Source organism: Streptomyces sp. NPDC101178 (assembly GCF_044767965.1).
Classification (GTDB): domain Bacteria; phylum Actinomycetota; class Actinomycetes; order Streptomycetales; family Streptomycetaceae; genus Streptomyces.
Genome location: NZ_JBIWOZ010000008.1, coordinates 397,301 through 422,421, shown reverse-complemented (window position 1 = coordinate 422,421; position 25,121 = coordinate 397,301). Strand labels below are relative to the sequence as shown.

Genomic DNA, 25,121 nt, shown 5'->3' with positions numbered 1-25,121 from the left:
CCTCTAGGGTGATCAGGAGCAGCGCGGAAGTGAACGAGCGAGGAGTACGACGTGGCGGTACGAGCGGTCCGAGGCGCCGTCCAGCTGGATCAGGACGAGGCCGGGCACATGGACGAGCGGGTCGGTGAGCTGCTCACGGCCGTCCTGGAACGCAACGAGCTGGTCGCCGACGACCTGATCAGCATCTGGTTCACCGCCACCGCGGACCTGCGCAGCGACTTCCCGGCCGCCGCCGCACGCGGCCTCGGCATCGTCGACGTTCCCCTGATCTGCGCCCAGGAGCTGGAGATCGAAGGCGCCATGCCCCGCGTCGTCCGCCTCCTCGCCCACGTCGAGACCTACCTCTCGCGCGCCGAGATCAGCCACGTCTACCTCGGCGCCACCGCCGCCCTGCGCAAGGACATCGCCCAGTGAGAACCGCCCTCGTCATCGGAACCGGGCTCGTCGGCACCTCCGCCGCCCTCGCGCTCTCCGCCCGCTCCGTCCACGTCCACCTCGTCGACCACGACCCCCAGTCGGCCCGCACCGCCGCCGCCCTCGGCGCCGGTACGGACGAGCCGCCGGCCGGCCCGGTCGACCTCGCGGTCATCGCCGTACCGCCCGCCCACACCGCCCCCGTCCTGGCCACCGCCATGCGGGACGGCGTGGCCCGGGGCTACCTGGACGTGGCCAGCGTCAAGGGCGGCCCGCGCCGCGAGCTGGAGGCGCTGGGCCTCGACCTCACCCCGTACATCGGTACGCACCCGATGGCGGGCAAGGAGCGCTCGGGTCCGCTCGCCGCCACCGCCGACCTCTTCGAGGGCCGCCCCTGGGTCCTCACGCCGACCCGCGACACCGACACCGAGGTCCTCAACCTCGCGCTGGAGCTGGTCGCGCTCTGCCGGGCCGTCCCGGTGGTGATGGACGCCGACGCCCACGACCGGGCCGTCGCGCTCGTCTCGCACACCCCGCAGCTGATCTCCTCCATGGTCGCCGCGCGCCTGGAGGAGGCCGACGAGAGCGCCGTACGCCTCTGCGGCCAGGGCATCCGCGATGTGACCCGGATCGCCGCCTCCGACCCCCGGATGTGGGTGGAGATCCTCTCCGCCAACCCCGGGCCGGTCGCCGACGTGCTGGCCGGGGTCGCATCGGACCTGGAGGAGACGGTACGGGCGCTGCGCGGGCTGCACTCCGCCGACGAGGAGAAGCGCCGCGCGGGCACCGACGCCATCGAGGACGTCCTGCGCCGCGGCAACGCCGGCCGCGTCCGGGTCCCCGGCAAGCACGGCGCCGCCCCCGCCGCGTACGAGACGGTGGCCGTCCTCATCGGGGACAAGCCGGGCGAGCTGGCCGCGATCTTCGCCGACGCGGGCCGGGCCGGGGTCAACATCGAGGACGTCCGCATCGAGCACGCCACCGGGCAGCAGGCGGGCCTGGTCCAGATCATGGTCGAACCGAGCGCCGCCCCGGTGCTGAGCGCCGCCCTCACCGAGCGCGGCTGGTCGATCCGGAGCTGAGGCCGGCATCCGGGGCGCAAGCCGGTGGCGGAGGCGCCGGCGGTGTCCGGCGCCCCCGCCGTACGGGGTACAAGGCCGGGCCCGGCACTCGGTAACCTGGTACGAGGCCGTTCCCTGGCCCGTCCGTCCCCACCCCGTGTACCAGGAAGGTGTCCACCACCGTGGAAACCGCAAGCTCCGCCGTGATCGTCGCCATCGATGGGCCCTCCGGCACCGGCAAGTCGAGCACCTCCAAGGCCGTCGCGGCCGCGCTCGGCCTGAGCTACCTGGACACCGGCGCGCAGTACCGGGCGATCACCTGGTGGATGCTGAACAACGGCATCGACGTGAACAACCCCTTCGAGATCGCCACCGCCGCCGCCAAGCCCGTCATCGTCTCCGGCACCGACCCGGCCGGCCCGACGATCACCGTCGACGGCGAGGACGCGTCGGGCCCGATCCGCACCCAGGAGGTCACCTCCAAGGTCTCCGCCGTCAGCGCGGTCCCCGAGGTGCGCACGATCATCACCGAGCTCCAGCGCGCCATCGCCGCGGGCGCCGTCGGCGGCATCGTCGTCGAGGGCCGCGACATCGGCACCACCGTGCTGCCCGACGCCGACCTGAAGATCTTCCTCACCGCCTCCCCGGAGGCCCGCGCCGCCCGCCGCAGCGGTGAGGTCAAGGGCTCCGACCTGGCCGCCACCCGCGAGGCCCTGATCAAGCGGGACGCCGCCGACTCCGGCCGGAAGACCTCGCCGCTGGCCAAGGCGGACGACGCCGTCGAGGTGGACACCACCGAACTGACCCTCCAGCAGGTCATCGAGTGCGTCGTCACCCTCGTCGAGGAGAAGCGGGCCGCCGCGTGAGCGACGCCACGGGGGCGCCGACGCTGCGCGGAGCGGCCGCCGGGCGGAGGATCGGGATCGGCCTGATGTACGGACTGTGGAAGCCGCGCGTGCTCGGCGCGTGGCGCGTGCCCGCCGCGGGACCCGTCATACTCGCGGTGAACCACTCCCACAACATCGACGGACCGATGCTGATGGGCACCGCACCCCGGCCGGTGCACTTCCTGATCAAGAAGGAGGCGTTCGTCGGCCCCCTCGACCCGTTCCTGCACGGGATCGGCCAGATCGAGGTGGACCGTACGACCGTCGACCGCACCGCCATCAGCCACGCGCTGGGCGTCCTGGCGGACGGCGGAGCGCTCGGGATCTTCCCGGAGGGCACCCGGGGCGAGGGCGACTTCGCCTCCCTGCGGGCCGGACTCGCGTACTTCGCGGTACGCGGCGGGGCGCCGATCGTCCCCGTCGCCGTCCTGGGAAGTACGGAGCGCCGCGGACGGTTGATACAAGGGCTGCCCCCGCTGCGCAGCCGCGTCGACGTCGTCTTCGGTGACGCGTTCGACGCGAGCGCCGGCGACGGGCGGCGTACGCGCAAGGCGCTGGACGAGGCGACCCTGCGGATCCAGGCGAAGCTCACCGCCCACCTGGAGAGCGCCAAGCGCCTCACCGGGCGATAGGCGAGACTTGACCGGACTTGAGTAGTGGACCGCGCTGACCGTGGTCCATCGATGATGATGCAAAGAGGAACGGACTTCATGAACGACCAGATTCACTCCGGCGGCTCGGACCACGAGCACGGAGAACTTGGCGATGCCGAGTACGCGGAGTTCATGGAGCTCGCCGCGCAGGAGGGCTTCGACCCCGAGGAGGTCGAGGGCGCTCTCGGCGAGGCCGGTCACGGCCCGCTCCCCGTGCTCGCCGTCGTCGGCCGCCCCAATGTCGGCAAGTCGACCCTGGTGAACCGCATCATCGGCCGCCGTGAGGCCGTCGTGCAGGACAAGCCCGGCGTCACCCGCGACCGCGTCAGCTACGAGGCGGAGTGGGCGGGCCGCCGGTTCAAGGTCGTCGACACCGGCGGCTGGGAGCAGGACGTGCTGGGCCTGGACGCCTCCGTCGCCGCCCAGGCGGAGTACGCCATCGAGACGGCCGACGCGGTCGTCTTCGTGGTCGACTCCACCGTCGGCGCCACCGACACCGACGAGGCCGTCGTCAAGCTGCTGCGCCGCGCCGGCAAGCCCGTCGTGCTCTGCGCCAACAAGGTCGACGGCCAGAGCGGCGAGGCCGACGCCACCGCCCTGTGGTCGCTCGGCCTCGGCGAGCCCTACCCGGTCTCCTCGCTGCACGGCCGCGGCACCGGCGACATGCTGGACGCGGTCCTGGAGGCCCTCCCGGACGCTCCGGCCCAGAAGTTCGGCACGGCGCTCGGCGGACCCCGCCGGATCGCGCTGATCGGCCGCCCGAACGTCGGCAAGTCCTCCCTGCTGAACAAGGTCGCGGGCGAGGACCGGGTCGTCGTCAACGAGCTGGCCGGCACCACCCGCGACCCGGTCGACGAGCTGATCAACCTCGGCGGCATCACCTGGAAGTTCATCGACACGGCCGGTATCCGCCGCCGTGTCCACCTCCAGGAGGGCGCGGACTACTACGCCTCGCTCCGTACGGCCGCCGCTGTGGAGAAGGCCGAGGTCGCCGTCGTCCTGATCGACTCCAGCGAGTCCATCAGCGTCCAGGACCAGCGGATCATCACCATGGCCGTGGAGGCCGGGCGCGCCATCGTCGTCGCCTTCAACAAGTGGGACACGCTCGACGAGGAGCGCCGCTACTACCTGGAGCGCGAGATCGAGACGGAGCTCGCGCAGATCTCCTGGGCCCCGCGCGTGAACGTCTCGGCCGTCACCGGCCGGCACATGGAGAAGCTGGTGCCGGCGATCGAGACCGCGATCGAGGGCTGGGAGACCCGCGTCCCCACCGGCCGGCTCAACGCCTTCCTCGGCGAGATCGTCGCCTCGCACCCGCACCCGATCCGCGGCGGCAAGCAGCCGCGCATCCTCTTCGGCACCCAGGCGGGCACCAAGCCGCCGCGGTTCGTGCTCTTCGCCTCCGGCTTCCTGGAGCACGGCTACCGCCGCTTCGTCGAGCGCCGCCTGCGCGAGGAGTTCGGCTTCGAGGGCACCCCGATCCATATCTCGGTCCGGGTCCGCGAGAAGCGCGGCCGCAACAAGTAGGACGCGCAGCGGAGCCCCGGCACGGTCCGTGTCGGGGCTCTCGCGTATCCGCTTCTCGGGACGTAGCCGCTCTCAGGACTCCCGGGAGCCCGGCGGCAGCGCCGCGGGCCGGGGCCGTCCGGCGTGCCGGCCCACCCGCTGCCAGGAGCCGAGGGTGCCGGTGTGCTGGTTCTGGACGCTGCCGGTGCCGGTGTAGCGGCTCTGACCGGCCGGGGACGAGTGACCGCCCAGCGGCGTCCGGGAGGCGAAGAGCCCGGCGCTGAAGGCCGGGAAGCGGAGGTTCTCCTCACCGCTCCGGTCACCCGGCAACGCCCGGAACGAGCGCCGGTACTCGGAGTACAGCGCGTCGTAGATCGGGGTGGCGGACGTGCCCACCGATGGCTCCTGCGAGGGACGCATGGCAGGAATCTGGCTCTGGTGCTGGCGGGAGGAGTCGTATGAGTGCACGTAGGTGCCAACGACCTCGTCGCCCGTCGGATGCGGGCCCACCGGAGAAAACGCTGTTCGGCGGGGGTGTCCGAGCGGGGCGGACACGATCAGGTCCCGGCCAGCGGCATGGACGCGGCGACCAGGACCCCGTTGACCGCGGCCTTCTCCAGGGCGTCCCGCAGCAGGTCCTCGCGCGGCTGCTGGCCGATGGTGCCGGCCGGCGCGGCGAAGACCAGGACCGTCTGCGACTTGTTGACCGCGGCCCGCCAGCCGTCGGTCACCTGGAGCGGCTGGTGGGCCTGCCACCAGGCGACCGGGTTTCCGCCGCCGGAGCCCGGCTGAAGCACCGCGTGCAGCTGGCCCACGGCGAGCAGCACCGACCAGCCGGGCAGCGGCGCCGGCAGCAGGTGCAGGTCGGGGGCCGGGTGGAAGCCCTGCTCCAGCAGCAGCTGGAGGAACTGGTCGCCTCCGCTGCCGTCGGTGCCGGGCCGGGCGACCGGTCCGGTCGGTTCGACGACCAGGGCCGGGCGGACATCGTCCTCGATGAGAACGAGACCGCTGGTGATGCCGAGGACGGCCTGTTCGGGCATGCGCCCCTCCGTGTTCTTCTGCTCGCTGCCGGTGATGCTGCGCACCGCGCCCTGGAGCTGGTCCTCGGCGACCTTGACGACCTGCGAGGGGATGCACGTCGCGTGGGCGAACGCGAGCACGGCGGTCTCGTCCCCGATGAACAGCACGGTGCTGGTGCGTTCCTGGTCGGAGTCGCCGGGGGTGCGGCAGGAGGTGCAGTCGTAGCTGCCGGGTGTGTCGTCGCCGACGAGCAGCCGGTCGGCTTCGTCGTCGCCGATCTCGGCGCGTACGTCCTGGCTGACGTCGAGCATGCGCGGCACGGGTGGCTCCTCGAACTCGGTGCGTGGGCCGGGGGGTTCCCGGCTCATGAAGAGACAACGCGGGATCCGTGGCCGGGGTCACGCACCGGCGGGGACCGAAGTGGAGACAGAGTCGACAGATCGCTACATCGATGAGTCGACCTCTGTGTTCCGGGAGCACGCCGAGGAGTCGGCCGCCGCGCCACGGAAGCCGGTGGGCGGGCGCGCCGCCGGATATTCCGGAAGTTTTTCCCGGACGCAGGCAACCTCTTCGCTTTTCCTCACGTCAAGCACGGAGGAAAGCGTCGCCGGAACGGGTGGCGGGCGGGCGGCCGGACGGTGAACCGGTCGCCCTCCAAGCATGCTCCGGTCACCGGACGACGGCCGGGGAACCGGACCCGCGGCTTCCGGGAACGCGCTGGTCAGGCGTGGTTCCGGCGGTGCGACGAGGGCCTCGGTAGGAGCGGGGCATTCCGCGGCGGATTCCAGCCGAATTCCGGACGTATTCCAGGTGGAGAACCGCCGGAACGTACAGTCACGACAGACCGGCCAGACCAGGGGGAAACGGCGAGCGCCATGCATATTTCATTTCTTCTGCACAATGCGTACGGCATCGGAGGGACGATCCGCTCGACCTTCACCCTCGCCCGCTCCCTCGCCGAGCAGCACGATGTGGAGATCGTCTCCGTCTTCCGGCACCGCGAGGCTCCGACGTTCGGCGTACCCGACGGTGTGACTCTGCGCCACCTCGTCGATACGCGCAAAAAGAGTCCGACGTACGACGGTGACGACGCCGAACACGCCCGGCCCGCCACGGTGTTCCCACGCGGCGAGAGCCGGCACAAGCAGTACAGCAGGCTCACCGACGCCCGGATCGCCGCCCACCTCCGAGGACTTGAGGCCGATGTTGTCGTCGGCACCCGTCCCGGGCTGAACGTGCACATCAGCCGGCAGACCCGCCGGGGCCCGGTACGCGTCGGGCAGGAGCACCTCACGCTCGACAGCCACGGCTACCGGCTGCGGCGCGAGATCGCCCACCGCTACACGCTGCTCGACGCGCTCACCACCGTCACCCGCGCCGACGCGGCGGACTACCGCCGCCGGATGAAGCTGCCGGGCCTGCGGATCGAGGCCATCCCCAACGCCGTTCCCGAGCCCGCATGTCCGCCCGCAGGCGGCGACCTCAAGTGGGTCCTCGCGGCGGGGCGGCTGCACCGGGTCAAACGGTACGACCTGCTGGTACGGGCCTTCGCCCAGGTCGCAGAGGTCCGGCCGGACTGGCGGCTGCGGATCTACGGCGGCGCGGACGCCTCCGGCGACGAACGGGCTACGCTGCGCGCGCTCGTCGACCAACTGGACCTGCACAACCATGTGTTCCTCATGGGGTCGGTCAACCCCATGGAAGCCGAGTGGCCCAAGGGATCGATCGCCGCCGTCGCCTCGGACCGCGAGTCCTTCGGCATGACCATCGTCGAGGCGATGCGCGGCGGAGTGCCCGTCGTGTCCACGGAGTGCCCGCACGGACCGGCCGAGATCATCGAGGACGGCGTCGACGGCCGTCTCGTACCGGTCGGCGACACCGACGCGATCGCCGCGGCGCTGCTCCAGCTGATCCAGGACGACGACCTGCGCCACCGGATGGGCGGCGCCGCGCTCGCCGCCTCGGAGCGCTTCGCGCCTGAGCGGATCGCCGAACGCCACGAGCGCCTCTACGCCGAACTCCTCGCCAGAGGCGCCCGCGGCCACGGTCCGCTGCGCACCGCGCTCCACCGCACCCGGGGCAGCGTGCTCGACGGCGCGTACGCCCTCGGCTACAAGGCCGCCGACGTACTCCGCAAGGGAAGGGCAGCATGACCACCGCCACCACCGTCCGTGCCGACTGCGCCGCCGATCCGGCCGGAGCACTCACCTTCGACCTGGCCCCCACCACCGCGCCCGGCCCCGAGGCCGTACTGCTCCTGCGCCAACGCGGAGCGACCGCCACCACGGTCCGGCTCCCGCTCAGCCCCACCGCGTCCGGTCGGCTGCGCGCGGTGCTGCCGACGACCACCGCACTGCCCGAAGGACGCTGGGACGCATACGTCGAGGAGCCCGGCTCCGACCGCACGCTCACCGTCCTTCCGGGGCTGCGGGACCTGCGCACCCTCGTCGACCGCACCCCGGACTCCGGCACCGCCGCGATCACCTCCCGGGTCCCGTACCCCACCGTCGACGGCCGCCTCGCGCTGCGCAGCTGGCACCGCGCCCCGCACGCCGAGGCCGGCACGCTACGCGTCGGCCCGACCGGCATGAGCGCCGAGGGCGTGCTGTACGGGGTGGAGGCCGGCGAGGACGCCGTGGTGGAGGCGCGGCTGCCGGGGAAGCCGACACGGGTGCACCGGGTGCCGCTCACCGCCGCCGGAGAGGCGGACGGTTTCGCCTTCACCTTGCCGTACGGGCCGCTCGCCACCGAGCCCGTCACCGCGGAGGAGCTCTGGCGGCTGTGGCTGATCCCGTCGGCCGGCGCGAAGGCGGTCAGGATCTCCCGGATCCTCGACGACATCTGGTGCCGCGACAAGACCTACGTCTATCCGAGCCGCACGGTGGCCGACGGCGTCCTCGCCACTCCGTGCTACACCACGGCGAACGACCTCGGCGTCCGTCTGGACCCCGCGCCCGCCTGAGCGGCTCGCGGACAAGACCTGTCCGCAGGTCCTGGCAGACTCGTCCCCATGTTGGAGACCTCGGCACGACTGCTGCGTCTGCTCTCCCTGCTCCAGGCCCACCGGGACTGGTCCGGCGCCGACCTCGCCGAACGGCTCGGCGTCACCCCGCGCACCGTGCGCCGGGACGTCGACAAGCTGCGCGAGCTCGGCTACCCGGTGAACGCCAGCCCCGGCACCGGCGGCGGCTACCAGCTGGGCGCCGGGGCCGAGCTGCCGCCGCTCCTGCTGGACGACGAGGAGGCCGTCGCGGTCGCCGTGGGGCTGCGCACGGCGGCCGGTCACGGCATCGAGGGCATCGGCGAGACCTCCGTACGGGCGCTGGCCAAGCTGGAGCAGGTGCTGCCGAACCGGCTGCGGCGCCGGGTGAGCGCGCTCGGCGCCTTCACCGTGCCGATGCTGCGTGGCGCGGACACCGCCACGGTCGACCCGGCCCTCCTCACCGAGCTCGCCGCAGCCTGCCGGGACAGTGAGCGGCTCCGCTTCTCCTACCGCTCCCACGACGGCTCGGACACCCGCCGGACCGTGGAACCGCACCGGCTCGTCTGCACCGAGCACCGCTGGTACCTGGTCGCCTGGGACCCGGACCGGTCGGACTGGCGGACCTTCCGCGTGGACCGGATCACCCCCACACCCCCGCACGGCCCCCGCTTCACGCCCCGGCCTCCGCCCGCCGGGGATCTGGCCGCCTATGTCTCCCGGGGCGTCTCGGTCTCCGCCTACGCGGCGCGGGCGGTGGTCCTGCTCAAGGCTCCGGTGGCGGAGGCCGCCCGGCGCATCTCGCCCTCCGCCGGGGTGCTGGAGCCCGTCGACGCGGAGACCTGCCGGCTGACGGCGGGCGCGCCCGACCTGGACGTCCTGGTGATCCACATCCTGCTCATGGGGATCGACTTCGAGGTGGTCGAGCCGCCCGGGCTCACCGAGGTGATGGTCCGGGCCCGGGACCGGCTCGACCGGGCGCTCGCCGGACTGTGACCGGACTGCCGCCCGGTGGCGGAATCGTGAGGAAATGTAGGACAGGTATAAGGGAGCATGAAATTCAGGTGTCGCGGCCATTCGGGTGACGTGCTCCGAGAGGGGTAGAAGTGGCAGGTCACCCCAGGTGTTTACGGAGCCCGGGGACAGGCCTCACCGCGCCGTCGTCCGAAGCGTCCGGCCATTTCGCCCCACTGCTTTTCGGCGGGCCGTTTGGGTGAATAGGGCGGGATATGCGGGTGTGGGGATTCTGTGACACAAGCGTGACCGCGGCGGCATGTGGGGATGCGTGGGTGGTCTGCGGCCCCGCCTTCCGTCCGGGTCCCCGGCCACCTACGGTGAGGGTATGGCCTCTGAACCGACCCCTCCCGCACAGCCGGACGACGCCCCCGACTCGTACGTCGGCCTCGGTGCCGACGCCGCCGAACAGCAGGCGAGAAGCCGTGGCTGGGACACCGTCCGGGCGGTCCCGCCGGGCACGTTCCTGACGATGGAGTTCCGCTCCGGACGCATCAACTTCCAGGTCGAGGACGCCACGGTGACCCGCTGCTGGGTGGGCTGACACCCCTGCCCCTGGATACGGCGAGGGCCCCGACCGGATGGTCGGGGCCCTCGCCGCTTCAGCGGATGCCGTCCTAGCCGCCCGCCAACGGGCCGGCCGGAGCCGGGCTGGTGGCGGTCCGGGGGCCGTGCTCCGGGTGGGCCGGCGGGCGGCGGGTGCCCGCCGGAGCCGACTGCGGCCGCTCCGGGCAGGCCGTGGCCACATGGCGCGCCCGGGCGCCGGTGGCCAGGTGCGCGGTGGCGGTGCTCCCGCCGGCCGTGAGGGCCGCGCCCTCGGCGGCGATCGACTGGGGGAGCAGCACCGGCTGCGGGACGATCTCGGGGGCCCGCACCTGGCGCACCGCCCTGCGCCGCGCGCGCCACTGCTCGCGCACGGCGAAGACCCAGCTCTCCGCCCGTGCGATCAGCGGCTCGAACCAGGGCAGCGCCAGCAGGATCAGCAGACCCGCCGCCCAGCCCAGCACCACATCGCTGAGCCAGTGCGTGCCGATGTAGACGGTGGTGAGGCCGACGCCCAGCGAGACCGTGGCGGAGACCGCCGACAGATAGCGCCTGGCCCGGGGCGTGGTGGCCAGATAGGCGAGGATTCCCCAGGTCACGACGGCGTTGGCGGTGTGGCCCGAAGGAAATATATCGCCGCCGGCGAACATCTCGGCCGAGCCGATCTGCGTCGCGTAGTGCGGGCCGAGCCGCCCGAGGCCCAGCTTGACCGCGCCCACCGTCACATTGAGCAGCAGCAGCGAGGTGCCGAGGACCAGCAGCGGCCGCAGCGTGTGCTGACGCCAGGAGCGCCAGCCCAGCCAGCAGGCCACCATCACCGCCGTCGGGCCGCGCTGGCCGAGCACGACGTAGTAGTCGAGGAAGGCGTGCAGTTCGGGCCACTGCTGGTAGGGCCGGAACAGCATGACCTTCCAGTCCAGGGCCACCAGCCAGGACGTCACGAGCACGGCGAAGACGATGGCGAGGTAGAACGCCAACGTCCCGCCGAAGAGGGCGGCACGGTGACGGCTCATCCGCGGTGCCACTATCTTCGGCGGTTCCGGCTCCCGGTCCAGGCGGGCAAAGATGTCGGTACGCACCCAATCGACGTTACAGCGAGTGAGTGTGTGTGCAGGCCAATCCGGCCGCTTTGTGATGACGATGTGATGTGGACTTCGTCTCAGAACGATGACTTTTTCCGGGCCGGGAGAACAATCCCGGTGATCTTGTGTCCCTTTTCCCCGGGGTTCTGTTCGGAAGCGTGTTTGATCTTCCGGGTAATTTCGTGCACGGGAATCCGGAGGAATTGATCCGGCCATTCGGGGGAGGCGCGCACCGCTCCGGCCCGCCGCCGCGGGAGCCCGCGGGCGGGGCCTCCGTGGCGTACGACACACTGTGCGGCGAACCGGTGTATGAGGTGGGCCACGTCTCACCAGGCCGAACTCGCGTACGCTGACGGCGCACTCGCCCGTCGATGCCGGGCCCCGGGAGACGCGACACAAAGAGGTCCCCGCCGGTCCACCGAGCGCGAGGGACTCATCGGGAGGTACGTAGATGTCCGGGACGACCACGGCCGGAGCCAGGCTGCGCCGAGCCGCCGACGGCTCCAACCGCTGGGTCGTCCTCGTCGTCCTCTGCCTCAGCCTGCTGGTGGTCGCGCTCGACGCGACCGTGCTCCACGTCGCGGTCCCCTCGCTCACCGAGGACCTGCGCCCGAGCGCCACCGGACTCCTCTGGATCGTCGACGCCTACCCCCTCGTCTGCGCCTCGCTGCTCATCCTCTTCGGCACGCTGGGTGACCGGATCGGCCGACGGCGGGTGCTGCTCCTCGGCTACGCGCTCTTCGGCGCCGCCTCGCTGCTCGCCGCGACCGCCGACACCCCGGCCGTCCTCATCGCGGCCCGCGCCCTGCTCGGCGTCGGCGGCGCGATGATCATGCCCGCCACCCTGTCGATCCTGCGCCAGGTCTTCCCGGACCGGCGGGAGCGGGCGCTCGCCATCGGGGTCTGGACCGCGGTCGCCGCGGTCGGCGCCGCCACCGGGCCGGTCGTCGGCGGCTTCCTGGTCGAGCACTTCTGGTGGGGCTCGGTCTTCCTGATCAACATCCCGCTGATGGCGGTCATCCTGCCGCTCGGCCGCTGGCTGCTGCCGGAGTCGCGCGGCGCCGACGACGGCCCGTGGGACGTGCTGGGCGCGCTGACCGCCGCGGCCGGAGTGCTCGGGGTCGTCCTCGGCGTCAAGCGGCTCGGCGGCGGCGCGGGCCTGCTGGACCCGGTCGCGCTGGGGCCGCTGGCGCTCGGACTGGCACTCCTGATCCTCTTCGTACGCCGTCAGCGGCGCCGTACGCACCCGCTCATCGACATCGCGATGTTCGCCCGCCCGGCCTTCTCCACCGCCGTCGGCTGCATCGTGCTCGCCATGCTGGCCCTGGTCGGCCTCCAGCTGATCGCCGTCCAGTACCTCCAGCTGGTGCTGGGCCTCAGCCCGCTGGAGACCGGGCTGCGGCTGCTCCCGCTGACCTTCGCCGCGATGGCCGCCGGCGCCACCGGCTCGTACACCCTGCGCCGCGTCGGCCCGCGCAGGATGGTCGGCTGGGGCTTCGTGCTGACGGCCTCCTCCGTGCTGCTGCTCACCTCGATGGGCCACCACGACCGGCCCGCCCTGCTGACCTGCGCCTTCGTCCTGCTCGGCTTCGGACTCCAGACGACGCTCTTCGGGGCGTACGAGTCGATGCTCAGCGACGCACCGGCGGAGCGGGCGGGCGGGGCGGCGGCGATAGGGGAGACCTCCTACCAGCTCGGCGCGGGCCTCGGCATCGCGCTCCTCGGCAGCGTCATGAACGCCGCCTACGCCCCGGGTCTCGCCACCCTGCGCGACCAGGGCGTGCCCGCCCGCGCGGGCGCGGAGGCCTCGCACTCGCTGGGCGAGGCGTACCAGGTGGCCGCACAGCTCGGCGGCCCGACCGGAGAGCTGCTGCGCTCGACGGCACGGCACGCCTTCGTCGGCGGGCTGCACGTCACGCTCTTCGTCAGCGCGGGCCTGCTGCTGCTCGGCGCGCTCGCCGCGCTGCGGCTGCCCAAGGCCATGGACTGCCCGCCGAAGGACACCTGCCTCCTGGCCGGCCGCCCGGCGGCCGAGCCCGGAACCGTTGAGGAGGCGGCCGCCCAGCCCGGAACCTCTGAAAGCACGGCCTCCGCGCCGGAGCCCCACGCCGCCGTTCCGGCCCCCGCTCGGGAGCGCGAGGCCGCGCACCTGCCGCTCCCCGCGCGGCGCGAACGGGCCGAGGCCACCGGCTCTGGACGAGCGGCACGTTGAGCCGTAACGTCTCCACGACGTTTCGACTACCACTGCTAGTTTTCGGAGGCGGCGGCCGACCCCCGCCCCTCCGGACCCCGTGCGAGCCGCCGGAGGCACCCCCATGACCAGCACCGAGTCCGCCGCGAAGCCGTCGAAGCTCCCGCCGTTCGACGTTGCCGACCCCCTCGGCATCGACGATCTGCTCGGCCCCGACGACCTGGCGATCCGCGACACCGTCCGCACCTGGGCCGCCGACCGGGTCCTGCCGCACATCGCCGAGTGGTACGAGAAGGGCGAGCTGCCCGGTATCCGGGAGCTGGCCCGGGAGCTCGGTGCGCTCGGCGCGCTCGGCATGTCGCTGGACGGGTACGGCTGCGCCGGGGCGAGCGCCGTGCAGTACGGGCTGGCCTGCCTGGAGCTGGAGGCCGCCGACTCCGGGATCCGCTCGCTCGTCTCCGTACAGGGTTCGCTCGCCATGTACGCGATCCACCGCTTCGGCTCTGAGGAGCAGAAGCAGCGGTGGCTGCCCGGCATGGCGGCCGGTGAGATCATCGGCTGCTTCGGACTGACCGAGCCGGATCACGGCTCCGACCCGGCCGGGATGCGGACGTACGCCAAGCGCGACGGCGGGGACTGGGTGCTCACCGGCCGCAAGATGTGGATCACCAACGGATCGGTCGCCGGGGTCGCGATCGTGTGGGCCCAGACCGACGAGGGCGACGAGGGCCGGGGCATCCGAGGCTTCGTCGTACCGACCGACACGCCCGGCTTCTCGGCGCCGGAGATCCACCACAAGTGGTCGCTGCGCGCCTCGGTCACCAGCGAGCTGGTCATGGACGGCGTCCGGCTCCCCGCCGACGCGGTGCTGCCGGACGCGACGGGGCTGCGCGGCCCGCTCAGCTGTCTGAGCCACGCGCGGTACGGGATCGTCTGGGGCGCCATGGGCGCGGCGCGGGCCAGCTTCGAGTCGGCCCTCGACTACGCGAGGAGCCGGGAACAGTTTGGCCGTCCCATCGGCGGCTTCCAGCTCACCCAGGCCAAGCTGGCGGACATGGCCGTGGAGCTGCACAAGGGCATCCTGCTCGCCCACCATCTGGGCCGCCGCATGGACGCGGGACGGCTCCGCCCCGAGCAGGTCAGCTTCGGCAAGCTCAACAACGTGCGGGAGGCGATCGAGATCTGCCGTACCTCGCGCACGATCCTCGGTGCCAACGGGATCTCCCTGGAGTACCCGGTGATGCGGCACGCGACGAACCTGGAGTCGGTGCTCACGTACGAGGGCACCGTGGAGATGCACCAGCTGGTGCTGGGCAAGGCGCTCACCGGTCTCGACGCCTTCCGGTGACCACGGCCCGTCCGGAGGGACGCGCCGACCGGAGGCGCTGACCGGAACTTTCCGGCGAGCGCCCTGCTCAGCTCTGGTTGAAGAAGCCGTCGGCCTTGCGGCCGGCGGCTTCCCCGGCGACCACCTGCGTGTCGGCCGGGGAGAGCAGGAAGACCCGGGTGGCCACCCGGTCGATCGAACCGCGCAGGCCGAAGATCAGCCCGGCGGCGAAGTCCACCACACGCTTGGCGTCGGCGGGGTCCATGGCCGTGAGGTTGACGATCACCGGGACACCGTCCCGGAACAGCTCACCGATGGCCCGTGCGTCCCGGAAGCTGTCCGGGGTCACCGTGGCGATCCGGCGGTCCTGCTCCTGCGCCGCCTCGGCGGCCACCTGCACCCGCGGGTCGGTGACCCAGGCCTGGTTGCCCGTGCCCGTCTCCGTACCCTCGGCGTACTCGTCGTCGTAGTACCGCTCGTCGTTGTCCTCTACGAGCCCCAGCCACGCACTCGCCTTGCGCACCGATCCCATGGACGCCTCCTCTCAACCGCGGTTCCTTGGTGTTCCGCTTCTCTTTCGTATCCCTATGGTCGTCCATGATGCGGATACCGCGCCAAGTGGATAGTCGCCGCGCAGGTGATTCGTGACGGTACTGGTGCAGAAGATGTGGCGGTTCGTCAAGGTTCCTCCTGCGTAAGGCCTGCCCCGTTGGGAAAATATGATGCGCCGGTCCGTACGGGTGACATGGGGGACGTACGGGTGAACGGGTCACTCGATACGATGCACGGCGCTCAGGTGCGCGAGCGGCGCGCACCGGCTGGAACGGCTCGCGGGGGATCGGCATGTTCGGAATCGTGAGGCCCTGTACGCACCGGCTCTCCGAAGGTCTGCGGACCGAGTGGATGGCCCATCTGTGCGGTCTCTGCCTGGCCCTGAGGGCGGATCACGGGCAGTTTGCCCGGATCGTCACGAACTATGATGGTCTAATCGTCTCGGTCCTGACGGAGGCTCAGACCGGCGCCACCCCCGCCGGGCGGCGCACCGCCGGGCCGTGCCCGCTGCGCGCCATGCGGACGGCTCCGGTCGCCAAGGGGGAAGGGGCCAAGCTCGCCGCCGCCGTCTCGCTCGTCCTCGCCTCGGCCAAGGTCCGCGACCACGTCGCCGACGGGGACGGGCTGTTGGCCCGCAGGCCGGTCGCGGCGGCGGCGCGGCGGGTGGCGGCGGGATGGGACCGGGCGGGAGCACGTACGGGAGCGGCGCTCGGCTTCGACACCGCGCTGCTGGTCGACGCGGTCGACCGGCAGACCGGCATCGAGACGCTCGCCGGGCCCGGCACACCGCTGCTCACGGTCACCGAACCCACCGAGACGGCCACCGCGGCCGCCTTCGCGCACACCGCGGTCCTCGCCGGGAAGCCGCAGAACGCGGCGCCGCTCGCGGAGGCCGGACGGCTCTTCGGGCGGCTCGCGCATCTGCTGGACGCCGTGGAGGACCGGGAAGCTGACGCCGCGTCGGGCGCCTGGAACCCACTCGCGGTGACCGGCACCCCGCTGACCGAGGCGCGCCGGCTCTGCGACGACGCGCTGCACGGCGTACGGCTCGCACTGCGCGAGGTGGAGTTCGCCGACGGCAAGCTCGTCCACGTCCTGCTCGCCCATGAGCTGCGGCGCTCGGTCGACCGGGCGTTCGGCACGTCGTCCTGCTCGCACACGGGGCTTGAGGTGTCGCCGGGCCTCGACGTACCCGGGGGACCGCTGTCGCCCGACGCCTCCTTCGGGCCGCCGCCCGGCAATCCGTACGGCCCGACTCCTGGAAGTCCGTACGGTCCCACCCCCGGCAGCCCCTACGGCCCGACCCCCGGCGGCCCCGCCGCACCGCCTCCGCCGCGCCCGCCGCGCGACCGGCGCGGGCTGATCGCCGGGTGCCTGGTGTGGGCCGGGCTCGCCTGCACCTGCCAGCTGTGCTGCGGGAGCTACGAGGACCCGTGGAGCCGGGAGCGGCGGGAGGCGCCGTGCCAGAGCTGCGGCGACTGCTGCGAGGCGTGCAACTGCTGCGGCGAGTGCGGCGACGGGTGCTGCTGCTGCGGCGAGTCCTGCGGGTGCGACTGCTGAGCCCGCAGGGCCCGCCGGCCCCGGGCTACTTCGGCTCGGGGCCCTTCAGCTCCGGCGGCGAGATCTGCGACTCCTCGATCGCGGACTCGGTGGTGCCCCACTTCTCCAGGATCCGGTCGTAGGTGCCGTCCTTCTTGAGCTGGTTGACCGCCGCCTGGAAGGCCGGGGCCAGCGGGCTGCCCTTCTTGAAGGCGAAGCCGACGTCGAGCCGCTTGTACTCGTTGAGGAAGCGCAGTCCCTCCTGCTGGGTCACGGCGTAGCGCAGTCCGTTGATGGTGGACATGTTCACGTCGGTGCGCTTCTGCTTGAGGGAGAGCCAGACCGCCGCCGGGTCGGCGTAGGTCTTCACCTCGTAGGGCTTCTTGCCCTTCTCCGCGCACCGCGGCAGGTTCTCCTGGAGCGCGACCTCGAAAGTGGTGCCCGCGCCGGTGGAGACGTTCAGGCCGCACAGGTCGGTGAGGTCGGTGATCTCCTTCAGCTTGCTGTCCTCGCGGACGGCGAAGCCCTGGCCGTCGTTGATGTACGTCACGAAGTCGATCGTCCTGCGGCGTTCGTCGGTGACGCCGAAGTTCCCCGTGCCCAGGTCGTACTTCCCGCTGCCGAGCGCCGGCAGGATCGCCTCGAAGGAGGCCACCTCGCGCTTCAGCTCCACGCCGAGCACCTTCGCCACCGCGTCCGCGAAGTCGATGTCGGCGCCGGAGAGCGTGGTGCCGTCCTCCTCGTAGAAGGCCCCGGGCGGGGAGCCGGTGGCGGCCGCGATCCGCAGGGTGCCGGCCTTGCGGACCTCCTGCGGCAGCAGCTCCGCCACGGCTTCCACCTTCTTCACCGAGGACACCACGTCCTCGGTCGGGGTCTTCCCCTTGGCCTCGCCCTTGGTGGTGCTCGCCCCGGGCTCCGCCGGGTCCGCGCAGCCGGTGAGGGTGAGCGCGGCGGCGGTGATCAAGGCGAAAAGGGCGCTATGGCGTGATCTGGGCATGGCTCTGTCTTTCTCCGGGTTCGTCAAGGTATGCCGACCGGCCCCGGGCCCGGACGGGCGCGGAGCGGCGGCGACAGGTTCAGCGGTGCCTGGGAACGTGCGGCGGAGCGAGGGGAGGGTGACGCGGTGTGGTGGAGGTGAAGTCACGCGAGGAACGGTGCTCGAACGCCCTCAGATCAGGCGTGAGCAGGGAGAGATCCGGACAGCAGAGGGTCAGCTCAACAGGAAGAGGACCACACGCGACCGAAGTCGATGTGGGAGCGGGTGACCAGCCACTGCTGCGAATGCATGGGGCCAGTGGAACAGGCATCCGGGTGCGCGTCAACTGACGTGAGACATACGGCTCAGAGTGTGGACAGGCTTGACAGCGCGCCGTGTTCACCGCTTATCTCGGACACGGACCGGCGCTGAGGGGCCCGGTCCGTGTGTGGTTCGTGGTGTGAAGGTACGCCCCGTGTTCGATCTCAGCATCCACGGAGCCCTCGCATGCCCCCGCAGACCGATCTGCTGCCTCCCTCGTCCTCCGCGCCACCACCCGTCAGGAAAGACGGCGACGATGTGGTTCCCCGCATCGTCCCCGTACGCCGAACGGGTCGCTGGACAGCGGCTGTTGCCGTGCTCATCCTGCTCGCGCTGGCACTGAACTCGGTCATCCGCAACGAGGCCTTCGAGTGGGACGTCGTCATCTCCTACTTCGCCACCGCCTCCGTCCTGCGCGGGCTCTGGCTCACCCTGTGGCTCACCGCCGTCGTCATGGTGCTCGGCTTCGCGCTCGGGGCGCTCCTCGCCGTGCTCCGGCTCTCCGGCAACCCCGTTCTGCAGGCCGTCAGTTGGGGATACGTCTGGCTCTTCCGGTCCACGCCGATCCTGGTCCAGCTGCTGTTCTGGTTCAACATCGGCGTCCTGTACCCGCAGATCCTCGGCGTCTCCACCGTCACCCTCCTCGGCCCGGTCACCGTGGCCGTCGTCGGACTGACGCTGCACGAGGCCGCGTACGCCGCCGAGGTCGTCCGCGGCGGCATCCTCTCCGTGGAGCGCGGCCAGATCGAGGCCGCGCAGTCCCTCGGGCTCGGGCCCTGGCGGCGCTTCCGGCGGATCGTGCTGCCGCAGGCGATGCGCTCCATCGTCCCGCCGGCCGGGAACATGCTGATCGGCACCCTCAAAGGCACCTCCATCGTCAGCATCATCGCCGTGCAGGACCTGCTCTACTCCGTCCAGCTCGTCTACCACCGCACCTACCAGGTCATCCCGCTGCTCCTCGTCGCCACCCTCTGGTACGCGCTCGTCACCTCGCTGCTGAGCATCGGCCAGCGCTATGTGGAGCGCTACTACGCGCGCGGCACAGCGGGTGCCCGATGAGCGCCGCGCCCACGCTCGTGGTGATAGGCGGCGGACCGCGCGGCACCGGCGTCATCGAGCGCATCGCCGCCAACGCCCGTGAGCTGTACGGGGATCTGCCCCTGGACCTCCACCTCGTCGACCCCTATCCGGCCGGCGGCGGACGGATCTGGCGGCCGGACCAGTCGCCGCTGCTCTGGATGAACTCCATGGCAGAGGACGTCACCATGTTCACCGACGAGACGGTGGAGCTGGCCGGACCGGTCGTCGCCGGACCGGCCCTGCACGACTGGGCCGAGGACGTCCGCGCCGGGCGCGTCACACCGGACGCCGAGCCCGCCGTCCTGGCGGAGATCCACGGCCTCACCGGCCAGGACTTCCCCAGCCGGCGGCTCCAGAGCGCCTACCTCCGCTGGACCTACCAGCGCGCCCTGGCCGCCCTGCCGCCCTCCGTCACCGTCCACGAGCACCGCACCACCGCCCTCGCCGTCACCGGCCCGCGCGGCTCCCGCCAGCGCGTGAGACTGAAGGACCGCACCGAACCGCTCCTCGCCGACCTCGTCGTCCTGACCGTCGGCCACCTGGACGCACAACAGGATCCGGAACAGGCCGAGTTGAGCGACTTCGCGGCGCGGCACGGACTGCTCCACCTGCCGCCCGACTTCACCGCCGACACCGACCTCACCGCACTGCCCGCCGGTGAACCGGTCATCGTCCGAGGCTTCGGCCTCGCCTTCGTCGACCTGCTGGTCCTGCTCACCGAGGGCCGCGGCGGCCGCCACGAGAACGGGGTCTACGTGCCGTCGGGGCAGGAGCCCGTGCTGTACGTCGGATCGCGGCGCGGCGTCCCGTACCACTCCAAGATCGGCTACTCCTGGACCGGTGAACGCCCGCCGCTGCCGCGCTACTTGACGCCCGCCTGGGCCGACGAGCTGCTGAGCCGGACCGGGCCGCCCGACTTCCGGCGCGATGTCTGGCCGCTGGTCGCCAAGGAGCTCGGCCACGCCCACTACCACCGGCTGTTCACCGCCCACCCCGAGCGCACCACCCTGGACGCCGGGGTCTTCGACGCGAAGTACGCCGCCGCCGACCCCGGCAGCGCCGAACTGGCCGATCTCGTCGCCGGCGCCGTACCCGACCCCGCCGACCGGCTCGACCTGGACGCGCTCGACCGGCCGCTGGACGGCGTGACGTACGAGAGCGCCGAGGCGCTCCAGGACGGGCTGCGCGACTACATCACCGCCGACCTGGCGCGCCGTCACGACCCGGACCACAGCACGGATCTCGCGGTCTTCCTCGGACTGCTCTCTGCCTACGCTCAGCTCATCCGGCTCGGTGACATCGGCTCCTGGTGGCACGGCTTCTTCAGCTACCTCGCCTCCGGCCCGCCAGGACCCCGCCTGGAACAGCTCCTCGCGCTCTCCCGGGCCGGTGTCGTCCGCTTCCTCGGCGCCTCCGTCACCGTGGAGGCCGACGAGGAGCGCGGCGTCTTCCGGGCCTCCTCCGCCACCGTGCCCGGCGAGCGCACCGAAGCCCGCGCGCTGGTCGAGGCCCGCCTGCCGGACCCCTCGCTCCGCCACACCGCCAGCCCGCTGCTGCGCACCCTGTACGAGGGCGGGGCCGCCGTCACCGACACCGGGCTGCTCTCCGTGGACCCGGCCGACAGTCGCGTCGTCGACCGCCAGGGCCGCCCGCACCCGCGCCGCTTCGCACTCGGCCCGTTCACCACGGCCCGCAACAGCGGCGCCTTCACCCGGCCCCGTACCGGCGGACCCGCCTTCCGGCAGAACGACGCCACCGCCCGCGCCGCCCTCACCTTCCTGCGCGACCTCTCCTGTCACGGCCGCCTCGCCTCCTGAATCCGCCGCGGACCTTCCCGCAACCCCGCTCCCAAGGAACCCCGCCATGTCGCTGACCAGCGATCCACCCATCGATCCATCCGCCGGAACACCCGACGGCCCGGCCGCGAAGAAGGCCGACCCCGGAGCCGACTACGGAGAGCTGACCGTCGTCCCGGCCCGCCACCCCTGGCGCTGGGTCGCCGTCGCCGTGACCGCGATCCTGGTCGCCCAGTTCATCAACGGACTGGTCACCAACCCCGGTTGGGAATGGGACGTCTTCGCTCAGTTCTTCACCGCACCGGTCATCCTCAAAGCCGTCTGGCTCACGCTCCAACTGACCTTCTACGGGACGGTCCTCGGCTTCGCGCTCGGCATCGTGCTGGCGTTCATGCGGCTGTCGGCCAGTCCGTTCCTGCGGACGGTCGCGTACGGCTACATCTGGGCGTTCCGCTCGATCCCGCTCATCGTGCAGCTGCTGTTCTGGTTCAACCTGGCTTATCTGTACAAGGAGTTGCAGTTCGGTATCCCGTTCGGGCCGGGCTTCTTCACCTTCGACACGATGAACCTGGTCGGCGCGGTCAGCGCGGCCGTCCTCGGCCTCGCGCTGCACCAGGCGGCGTACGCGGCGGAGATCGTACGCGGTGGCGTACTGGCCGTCGGAAGCGGCCAGTTGGAGGCGGCGGCTGCCCTCGGCATCCCCAAGCTCCGGCAGCTGCGCCGGATCGTGCTGCCGCAGGCGATGCGCTCGATCCTGCCCAACGCGGCCAACGAGATCATCTCGCTGTTCAAGGGCACCTCGATCGTCTCCGTCATGGCGATCGGCGAACTCTTCTACCAGGTCCAGGTCGTCTACGGCCGCAGCGGCCGGGTCGTCCCGCTGCTGATGGTCGCCACCGCCTGGTACATCCTCCTGACCACCGCCCTCTCGATCATCCAGTACTACGTCGAACGTCACTACGCGAAGGGGGCCGTGCGATGAGCGCAACCGGCGAAGCCATGGTCGAGATCCGCTCCGTACACAAGAACTTCGGCTCGCTGGAGGTGCTGCGCGGCGTCGACCTGTCGGTGCGGCCCGGCGAGGTCACCGTGATCCTCGGCCCCTCCGGCTCCGGCAAGTCCACACTCCTGCGCACCATCAACCACCTGGAGAAGGTCGACCAGGGCTGGATCAGCGTCGACGGCACCCTCGTCGGCTACCGCAGGGACGGCAACAAGCTCTACGAACTCCGCGAGCGCGAGGTGCTGCGCCAGCGCACCAAGATCGGGTTCGTCTTCCAGAACTTCAACCTCTTCCCCCACCTCACCGTGGTGGAGAACATCATCGAGGCGCCCGTCTCCGCCCTGCGCCGGCCCCGCAAGGAGGCCGTCGCGGCGGCGGAGAAGCTGCTCGCCCGGGTCGGCCTCGCCGACAAGGCCGCCGCCTATCCGGCGCAGCTCTCCGGCGGCCAGCAGCAGCGCGTCGCCATCGCCCGCGCCCTGGCGCTGGAGCCGAGGCTGCTGCTCTTCGACGAGCCGACGTCCGCGCTGGACCCGGAGCTCGTCGGTGAAGTCCTGGACGTCATCAAGGACTTGGCGCACGGCGGCACCACGATGATCGTCGTCACCCATGAGATCGGCTTCGCCCGTGAGGTCGCCGACACCGTCGTCTTCATGGACGAGGGCCGGATCGTCGAACAGGGCCCGCCCTCCGACGTTCTGGACCACCCCACCCAGGAACGCACCCGGGCGTTCCTCTCGAAGGTTCTCTGAACCGCCTTCATGTCCCTTTCCTCCGCACCATCCACAAGGAGTACGTACGTGTCCGTCCGCCGCAGCATCACCCTCGCCATCGCCACCCTCACCGCCACCGGACTGCTCACCGCCTGCGGCAACTCCGACGCCTCCACCGACGTGGCCGCGTCCAAGGACAAGAAGGACACCGGGATCAACACCAGTCCCGACCAGGACCGCCTCAGAGGCAAGAAGGTCGACGCCATCGCCGGCCTCGTCCCCGAGGAGATCCGCAAGCGCGGCACGCTGAAGGTCGGGGCCAGCGCGGACGCCGTGCCGCCGCTCGGCTTCTACGCCACCGACGACAAGACCCGGATCGGCTCCGAGATCGACATCGCCACCCTGGTCGTCGACACCCTCGGCCTGAAGCCGGAGTTCGAGCAGGTCTCCTGGGAGAACCTCTTCGTCGGCCTGGACAGCTCCAAGTTCGACGCGGTCCTCTCCAACGTCACCGTGACCGAGGAGCGCAAGGAGAAGTACGACTTCGCCACCTATCGGCTCGACAACCTCGCCTTCGAGGCGAAGAAGGGATCCGGCTGGAAGGTGAACGGCCCGGCCGACGTCGCCGGCAAGACGATCTCGGTCTCCTCCGGCACCAACCAGGAGAAGATCCTCGTCGAGTGGAGCGAGGAGAACGTCAAGGCCGGGCGGAAGCCCGTGGAGATCAAGTACTTCCAGAAGGAGAACGACTACTACCTGCCGCTCCAGTCGGGCCGCATCGACGCCCACCTCGGCCCGAGCCCGTCCGCCGCCTTCCACGTGGCGACGGCCGGCCAGAGCGAGATCGCCGGACAGATCTCCGGCGCCGGCGGCGGCCTCCAGGGCAAGATCGCCGCGACCACCAAGAAGGACAGCGGCCTGGTCAAGGCGTACGCCGCAGCGATCGACCACATCATCGAGGACGGCTCGTACGGCAAGGTCCTGGAGCGCTGGGGCCTGACCGGCGAGGCCGTGGAGAAGTCCGAGATCAACCCGCCCGGCCTGCCCAAGACCAAGAGCTGACCCGCCTGGCGGCGCCTTGTCGGCCGGTGCCGTGGACCCGGCCCCGACCGACGAGGCGCCCGCCGAGGTCTCGCGGGACCGGCACCGTCCGGCCGGTCCCGCGAGACCCGGCCGGTCTTCCGCTCAGGGGTCTCAGGGGTGTCTCCGGTCCGACCGGAGCGCCCTCGCACCGCCGATGACCACCGGAGGTCTCCTGCCGGTCCGGTCCGGGCCCGCTGCCCCGGCCCGACCGGCAGGACACCTCCGGCGCGAGGCCCCCGCCCCACCCGTCGACCCGAGAGGTCCCGCCATGTCCGCCCGTACACCCCTCCACCTGGCCGCCGAGATCGGCGGCCCGCCGCACTACGACGCCGGCCACTACCTCCGCCTCGCCACGCTCGCCGAGGACGGCGCCCTCGACTACGTCACCCTCGGCGACTCCTTCGCCCGGCCCGGCCTCGACGCGCTGGCGGTCCTCGCCCGCGTCGCGCCCGCCACCGACCGCATCGGCCTCGTCCCGACCGTCACCACCACCCACACCGAGCCCTTCCACGTCTCCTCGGCCGTCGCCTCCCTGGACTGGGTCAGCAACGGCCGGGCCGGCTGGCACGTGGAGGTGTCCACCACCGAGGCGGAGGCCCGGCTCTTCGGCCGCCGCTCCGCCGCACCGCCCGCCGCGCTCTGGCAGGAGGCAGGCGAGGTGGCCGACGTCTCCGCCCGGCTCTGGGACAGCTGGGAGGACGACGCGGAGATCCGGGACACCGCGACCGGACGCTTCATCGACCGGGACAAGCTGCACTACGTCGACTTCACGGGCGCCACCTTCACGGTGAAGGGCCCCGCCATCGTGCCGCGCCCGCCGCAGGGCCGCCCCGTCACCGTCATCGACGCCGTCGGCGCGCCCGCGAAGGAGGCGGCGGCCCGGCACGCGGACGTCGTCCACATCCGGGCCACCACCCCCGAGCAGGCGGCAGCGCTCCGGGACGAGCTACGCGCCAGGGCGGCCGCCCACGGGCGGGATCCCGACACGCTGCGGGTCCTCGTCGCGCTCACCGTCGACCTCGGCGACGTCGAGAGCGCTCCCGAACCCGGACTGGAGAGCGGCCCCCGACTCGCCGCACGCGGAACCTACTTCCGGGGCGGCCCGGTCGACCTCGCCGACCTGGTCGCCCAGTGGCACCGCTCCGGCGCGGCCGACGGCTTCCACCTCACGCCCATCACCCCCGAGCGCGACCTCGAAAGGATCGTCAACGGCACCGTGGCCCTCCTCCAGCACCGCAGCCTCTTCCGCACCTTTCACCCCGGCGGAACCCTGCGCGAACACCTGGGCCTCGCCCGGCCCGCCAGCCGCTACGCGCGCTCTGAAGCCGCCTCGGCCTCGTCAGCCGCCTCGGTCTCGCCGGCCTCGTCGAAGGAGGCCTGACC

General features: G+C 71.9%; 23 protein-coding genes. 18 read left to right on the top strand and 5 right to left on the bottom strand.

Annotation, left to right across the window (positions count from 1 at the left end):
• Nucleotides 1-51 precede the first annotated feature (51 nt).
• The 5 genes from aroH to der all read left to right on the top strand — a co-directional run bounded on the left by aroH (nt 52) and on the right by der (nt 4,542).
• Nucleotides 52-414, top strand: a complete 363-nt coding sequence (aroH, locus tag ACIRR8_RS24385) for a chorismate mutase (protein WP_404068454.1) — start codon at nt 52-54, stop codon at nt 412-414.
• Complete coding sequence (locus ACIRR8_RS24380) at nt 411-1,496, top strand: prephenate dehydrogenase (protein ID WP_404068451.1); 1,086 nt, start codon at nt 411-413, stop codon at nt 1,494-1,496. The genes aroH and ACIRR8_RS24380 overlap by 4 nt, the downstream gene beginning before the upstream one ends.
• 149 nt (nt 1,497-1,645) lie before the next feature.
• Complete coding sequence (gene cmk, locus ACIRR8_RS24375; RefSeq protein ID WP_404068448.1) at nt 1,646-2,341, top strand: (d)CMP kinase; 696 nt, start codon at nt 1,646-1,648, stop codon at nt 2,339-2,341.
• Nucleotides 2,338-2,994 (top strand): lysophospholipid acyltransferase family protein, encoded by a 657-nt coding sequence (locus ACIRR8_RS24370; RefSeq protein WP_404068446.1) that lies wholly within the window; start codon nt 2,338-2,340, stop codon nt 2,992-2,994. Before cmk ends, ACIRR8_RS24370 begins: the two co-directional genes overlap by 4 nt.
• A 78-nt stretch (nt 2,995-3,072) precedes the next feature.
• Nucleotides 3,073-4,542: a ribosome biogenesis GTPase Der gene (der, locus tag ACIRR8_RS24365; RefSeq protein ID WP_356754610.1), complete on the top strand. Its 1,470-nt coding sequence runs from the start codon at nt 3,073-3,075 to the stop codon at nt 4,540-4,542.
• 72 nt (nt 4,543-4,614) lie between these two features.
• Here the strand turns inward: der and ACIRR8_RS24360 are convergent, their stop codons facing one another.
• Together ACIRR8_RS24360 and ACIRR8_RS24355 are read right to left on the bottom strand one after the other, a co-directional pair.
• Nucleotides 4,615-4,941, bottom strand: a complete 327-nt coding sequence (locus ACIRR8_RS24360) for a hypothetical protein (RefSeq protein ID WP_404068443.1) — start codon at nt 4,939-4,941, stop codon at nt 4,615-4,617.
• Nucleotides 4,942-5,078: 137 nt separating this feature from the next.
• Complete coding sequence (locus tag ACIRR8_RS24355; RefSeq protein WP_404068440.1) at nt 5,079-5,861, bottom strand: hypothetical protein; 783 nt, start codon at nt 5,859-5,861, stop codon at nt 5,079-5,081.
• A gap of 555 nt (nt 5,862-6,416) precedes the next feature.
• Between ACIRR8_RS24355 and ACIRR8_RS24350 the strand changes: the two genes are divergently transcribed.
• The 4 genes from ACIRR8_RS24350 (at nt 6,417) to ACIRR8_RS24335 (ending at nt 10,079) form a co-directional block, all read left to right on the top strand.
• On the top strand, nt 6,417-7,694 hold the full coding sequence (locus ACIRR8_RS24350; RefSeq protein ID WP_404068437.1) for a glycosyltransferase family 4 protein: 1,278 nt from the start codon (nt 6,417-6,419) through the stop codon (nt 7,692-7,694).
• Entirely contained in the window at nt 7,691-8,503 is an 813-nt protein-coding gene (locus ACIRR8_RS24345; RefSeq protein WP_404068434.1) for a transferase, read from the top strand. The genes ACIRR8_RS24350 and ACIRR8_RS24345 overlap by 4 nt, the downstream gene beginning before the upstream one ends.
• A gap of 48 nt (nt 8,504-8,551) precedes the next feature.
• Nucleotides 8,552-9,517: a helix-turn-helix transcriptional regulator gene (locus ACIRR8_RS24340; protein ID WP_404068432.1), complete on the top strand. Its 966-nt coding sequence runs from the start codon at nt 8,552-8,554 to the stop codon at nt 9,515-9,517.
• Between the two features lie 346 nt (nt 9,518-9,863).
• Nucleotides 9,864-10,079, top strand: a complete 216-nt coding sequence (locus tag ACIRR8_RS24335) for an I78 family peptidase inhibitor (RefSeq protein WP_356754620.1) — start codon at nt 9,864-9,866, stop codon at nt 10,077-10,079.
• A 73-nt stretch (nt 10,080-10,152) separates the two neighbouring features.
• Here the strand turns inward: ACIRR8_RS24335 and ACIRR8_RS24330 are convergent, their stop codons facing one another.
• A complete protein-coding gene (locus ACIRR8_RS24330) occupies nt 10,153-11,157 on the bottom strand; it encodes a phosphatase PAP2 family protein (RefSeq protein ID WP_404068428.1) in 1,005 nt (334 codons plus the stop codon).
• Nucleotides 11,158-11,611: 454 nt separating this feature from the next.
• Here ACIRR8_RS24330 and ACIRR8_RS24325 point away from each other — a divergent pair, with 454 nt between their 5' ends.
• Nucleotides 11,612-13,372, top strand: coding sequence for an MFS transporter (locus tag ACIRR8_RS24325; protein ID WP_404068425.1), 1,761 nt, complete (start codon nt 11,612-11,614; stop codon nt 13,370-13,372).
• 103 nt (nt 13,373-13,475) lie between these two features.
• Nucleotides 13,476-14,699, top strand: a complete 1,224-nt coding sequence (locus tag ACIRR8_RS24320; protein WP_404068422.1) for an acyl-CoA dehydrogenase family protein — start codon at nt 13,476-13,478, stop codon at nt 14,697-14,699.
• Nucleotides 14,700-14,766: 67 nt separating this feature from the next.
• Here the strand turns inward: ACIRR8_RS24320 and ACIRR8_RS24315 are convergent, their stop codons facing one another.
• Nucleotides 14,767-15,210, bottom strand: a complete 444-nt coding sequence (locus ACIRR8_RS24315; protein WP_030569882.1) for a cell division protein SepF — start codon at nt 15,208-15,210, stop codon at nt 14,767-14,769.
• Between the two features lie 311 nt (nt 15,211-15,521).
• Between ACIRR8_RS24315 and ACIRR8_RS24310 the strand changes: the two genes are divergently transcribed.
• Complete coding sequence (locus tag ACIRR8_RS24310; RefSeq protein ID WP_404068419.1) at nt 15,522-16,790, top strand: DUF5685 family protein; 1,269 nt, start codon at nt 15,522-15,524, stop codon at nt 16,788-16,790.
• A gap of 25 nt (nt 16,791-16,815) precedes the next feature.
• Here the strand turns inward: ACIRR8_RS24310 and ACIRR8_RS24305 are convergent, their stop codons facing one another.
• A complete protein-coding gene (locus tag ACIRR8_RS24305; RefSeq protein ID WP_404068416.1) occupies nt 16,816-17,766 on the bottom strand; it encodes an ABC transporter substrate-binding protein in 951 nt (316 codons plus the stop codon).
• Between the two features lie 486 nt (nt 17,767-18,252).
• On the opposite strand from ACIRR8_RS24305, the gene ACIRR8_RS24300 reads away from it, so the two are divergent.
• The 6 genes from ACIRR8_RS24300 (at nt 18,253) to ACIRR8_RS24275 (ending at nt 25,119) form a co-directional block, all read left to right on the top strand.
• Nucleotides 18,253-19,125, top strand: coding sequence for an amino acid ABC transporter permease (locus ACIRR8_RS24300; protein WP_404068413.1), 873 nt, complete (start codon nt 18,253-18,255; stop codon nt 19,123-19,125).
• Nucleotides 19,122-20,963 carry an FAD/NAD(P)-binding protein gene (locus ACIRR8_RS24295; RefSeq protein ID WP_404068410.1) on the top strand — a complete coding sequence of 614 codons (1,842 nt, stop codon included), beginning with the start codon at nt 19,122-19,124 and terminating at the stop codon, nt 20,961-20,963. The genes ACIRR8_RS24300 and ACIRR8_RS24295 overlap by 4 nt, the downstream gene beginning before the upstream one ends.
• Before the next feature lie 46 nt (nt 20,964-21,009).
• A complete protein-coding gene (locus ACIRR8_RS24290) occupies nt 21,010-21,924 on the top strand; it encodes an amino acid ABC transporter permease (RefSeq protein ID WP_404068408.1) in 915 nt (304 codons plus the stop codon).
• Between the two features lie 17 nt (nt 21,925-21,941).
• Nucleotides 21,942-22,694 (top strand): amino acid ABC transporter ATP-binding protein, encoded by a 753-nt coding sequence (locus tag ACIRR8_RS24285; RefSeq protein WP_404068589.1) that lies wholly within the window; start codon nt 21,942-21,944, stop codon nt 22,692-22,694.
• A 48-nt stretch (nt 22,695-22,742) separates the two neighbouring features.
• A complete protein-coding gene (locus ACIRR8_RS24280; protein WP_404068406.1) occupies nt 22,743-23,717 on the top strand; it encodes an ABC transporter substrate-binding protein in 975 nt (324 codons plus the stop codon).
• Between the two features lie 289 nt (nt 23,718-24,006).
• Nucleotides 24,007-25,119 carry an LLM class flavin-dependent oxidoreductase gene (locus ACIRR8_RS24275; RefSeq protein ID WP_404068404.1) on the top strand — a complete coding sequence of 371 codons (1,113 nt, stop codon included), beginning with the start codon at nt 24,007-24,009 and terminating at the stop codon, nt 25,117-25,119.
• Nucleotides 25,120-25,121 lie beyond the last annotated feature (2 nt).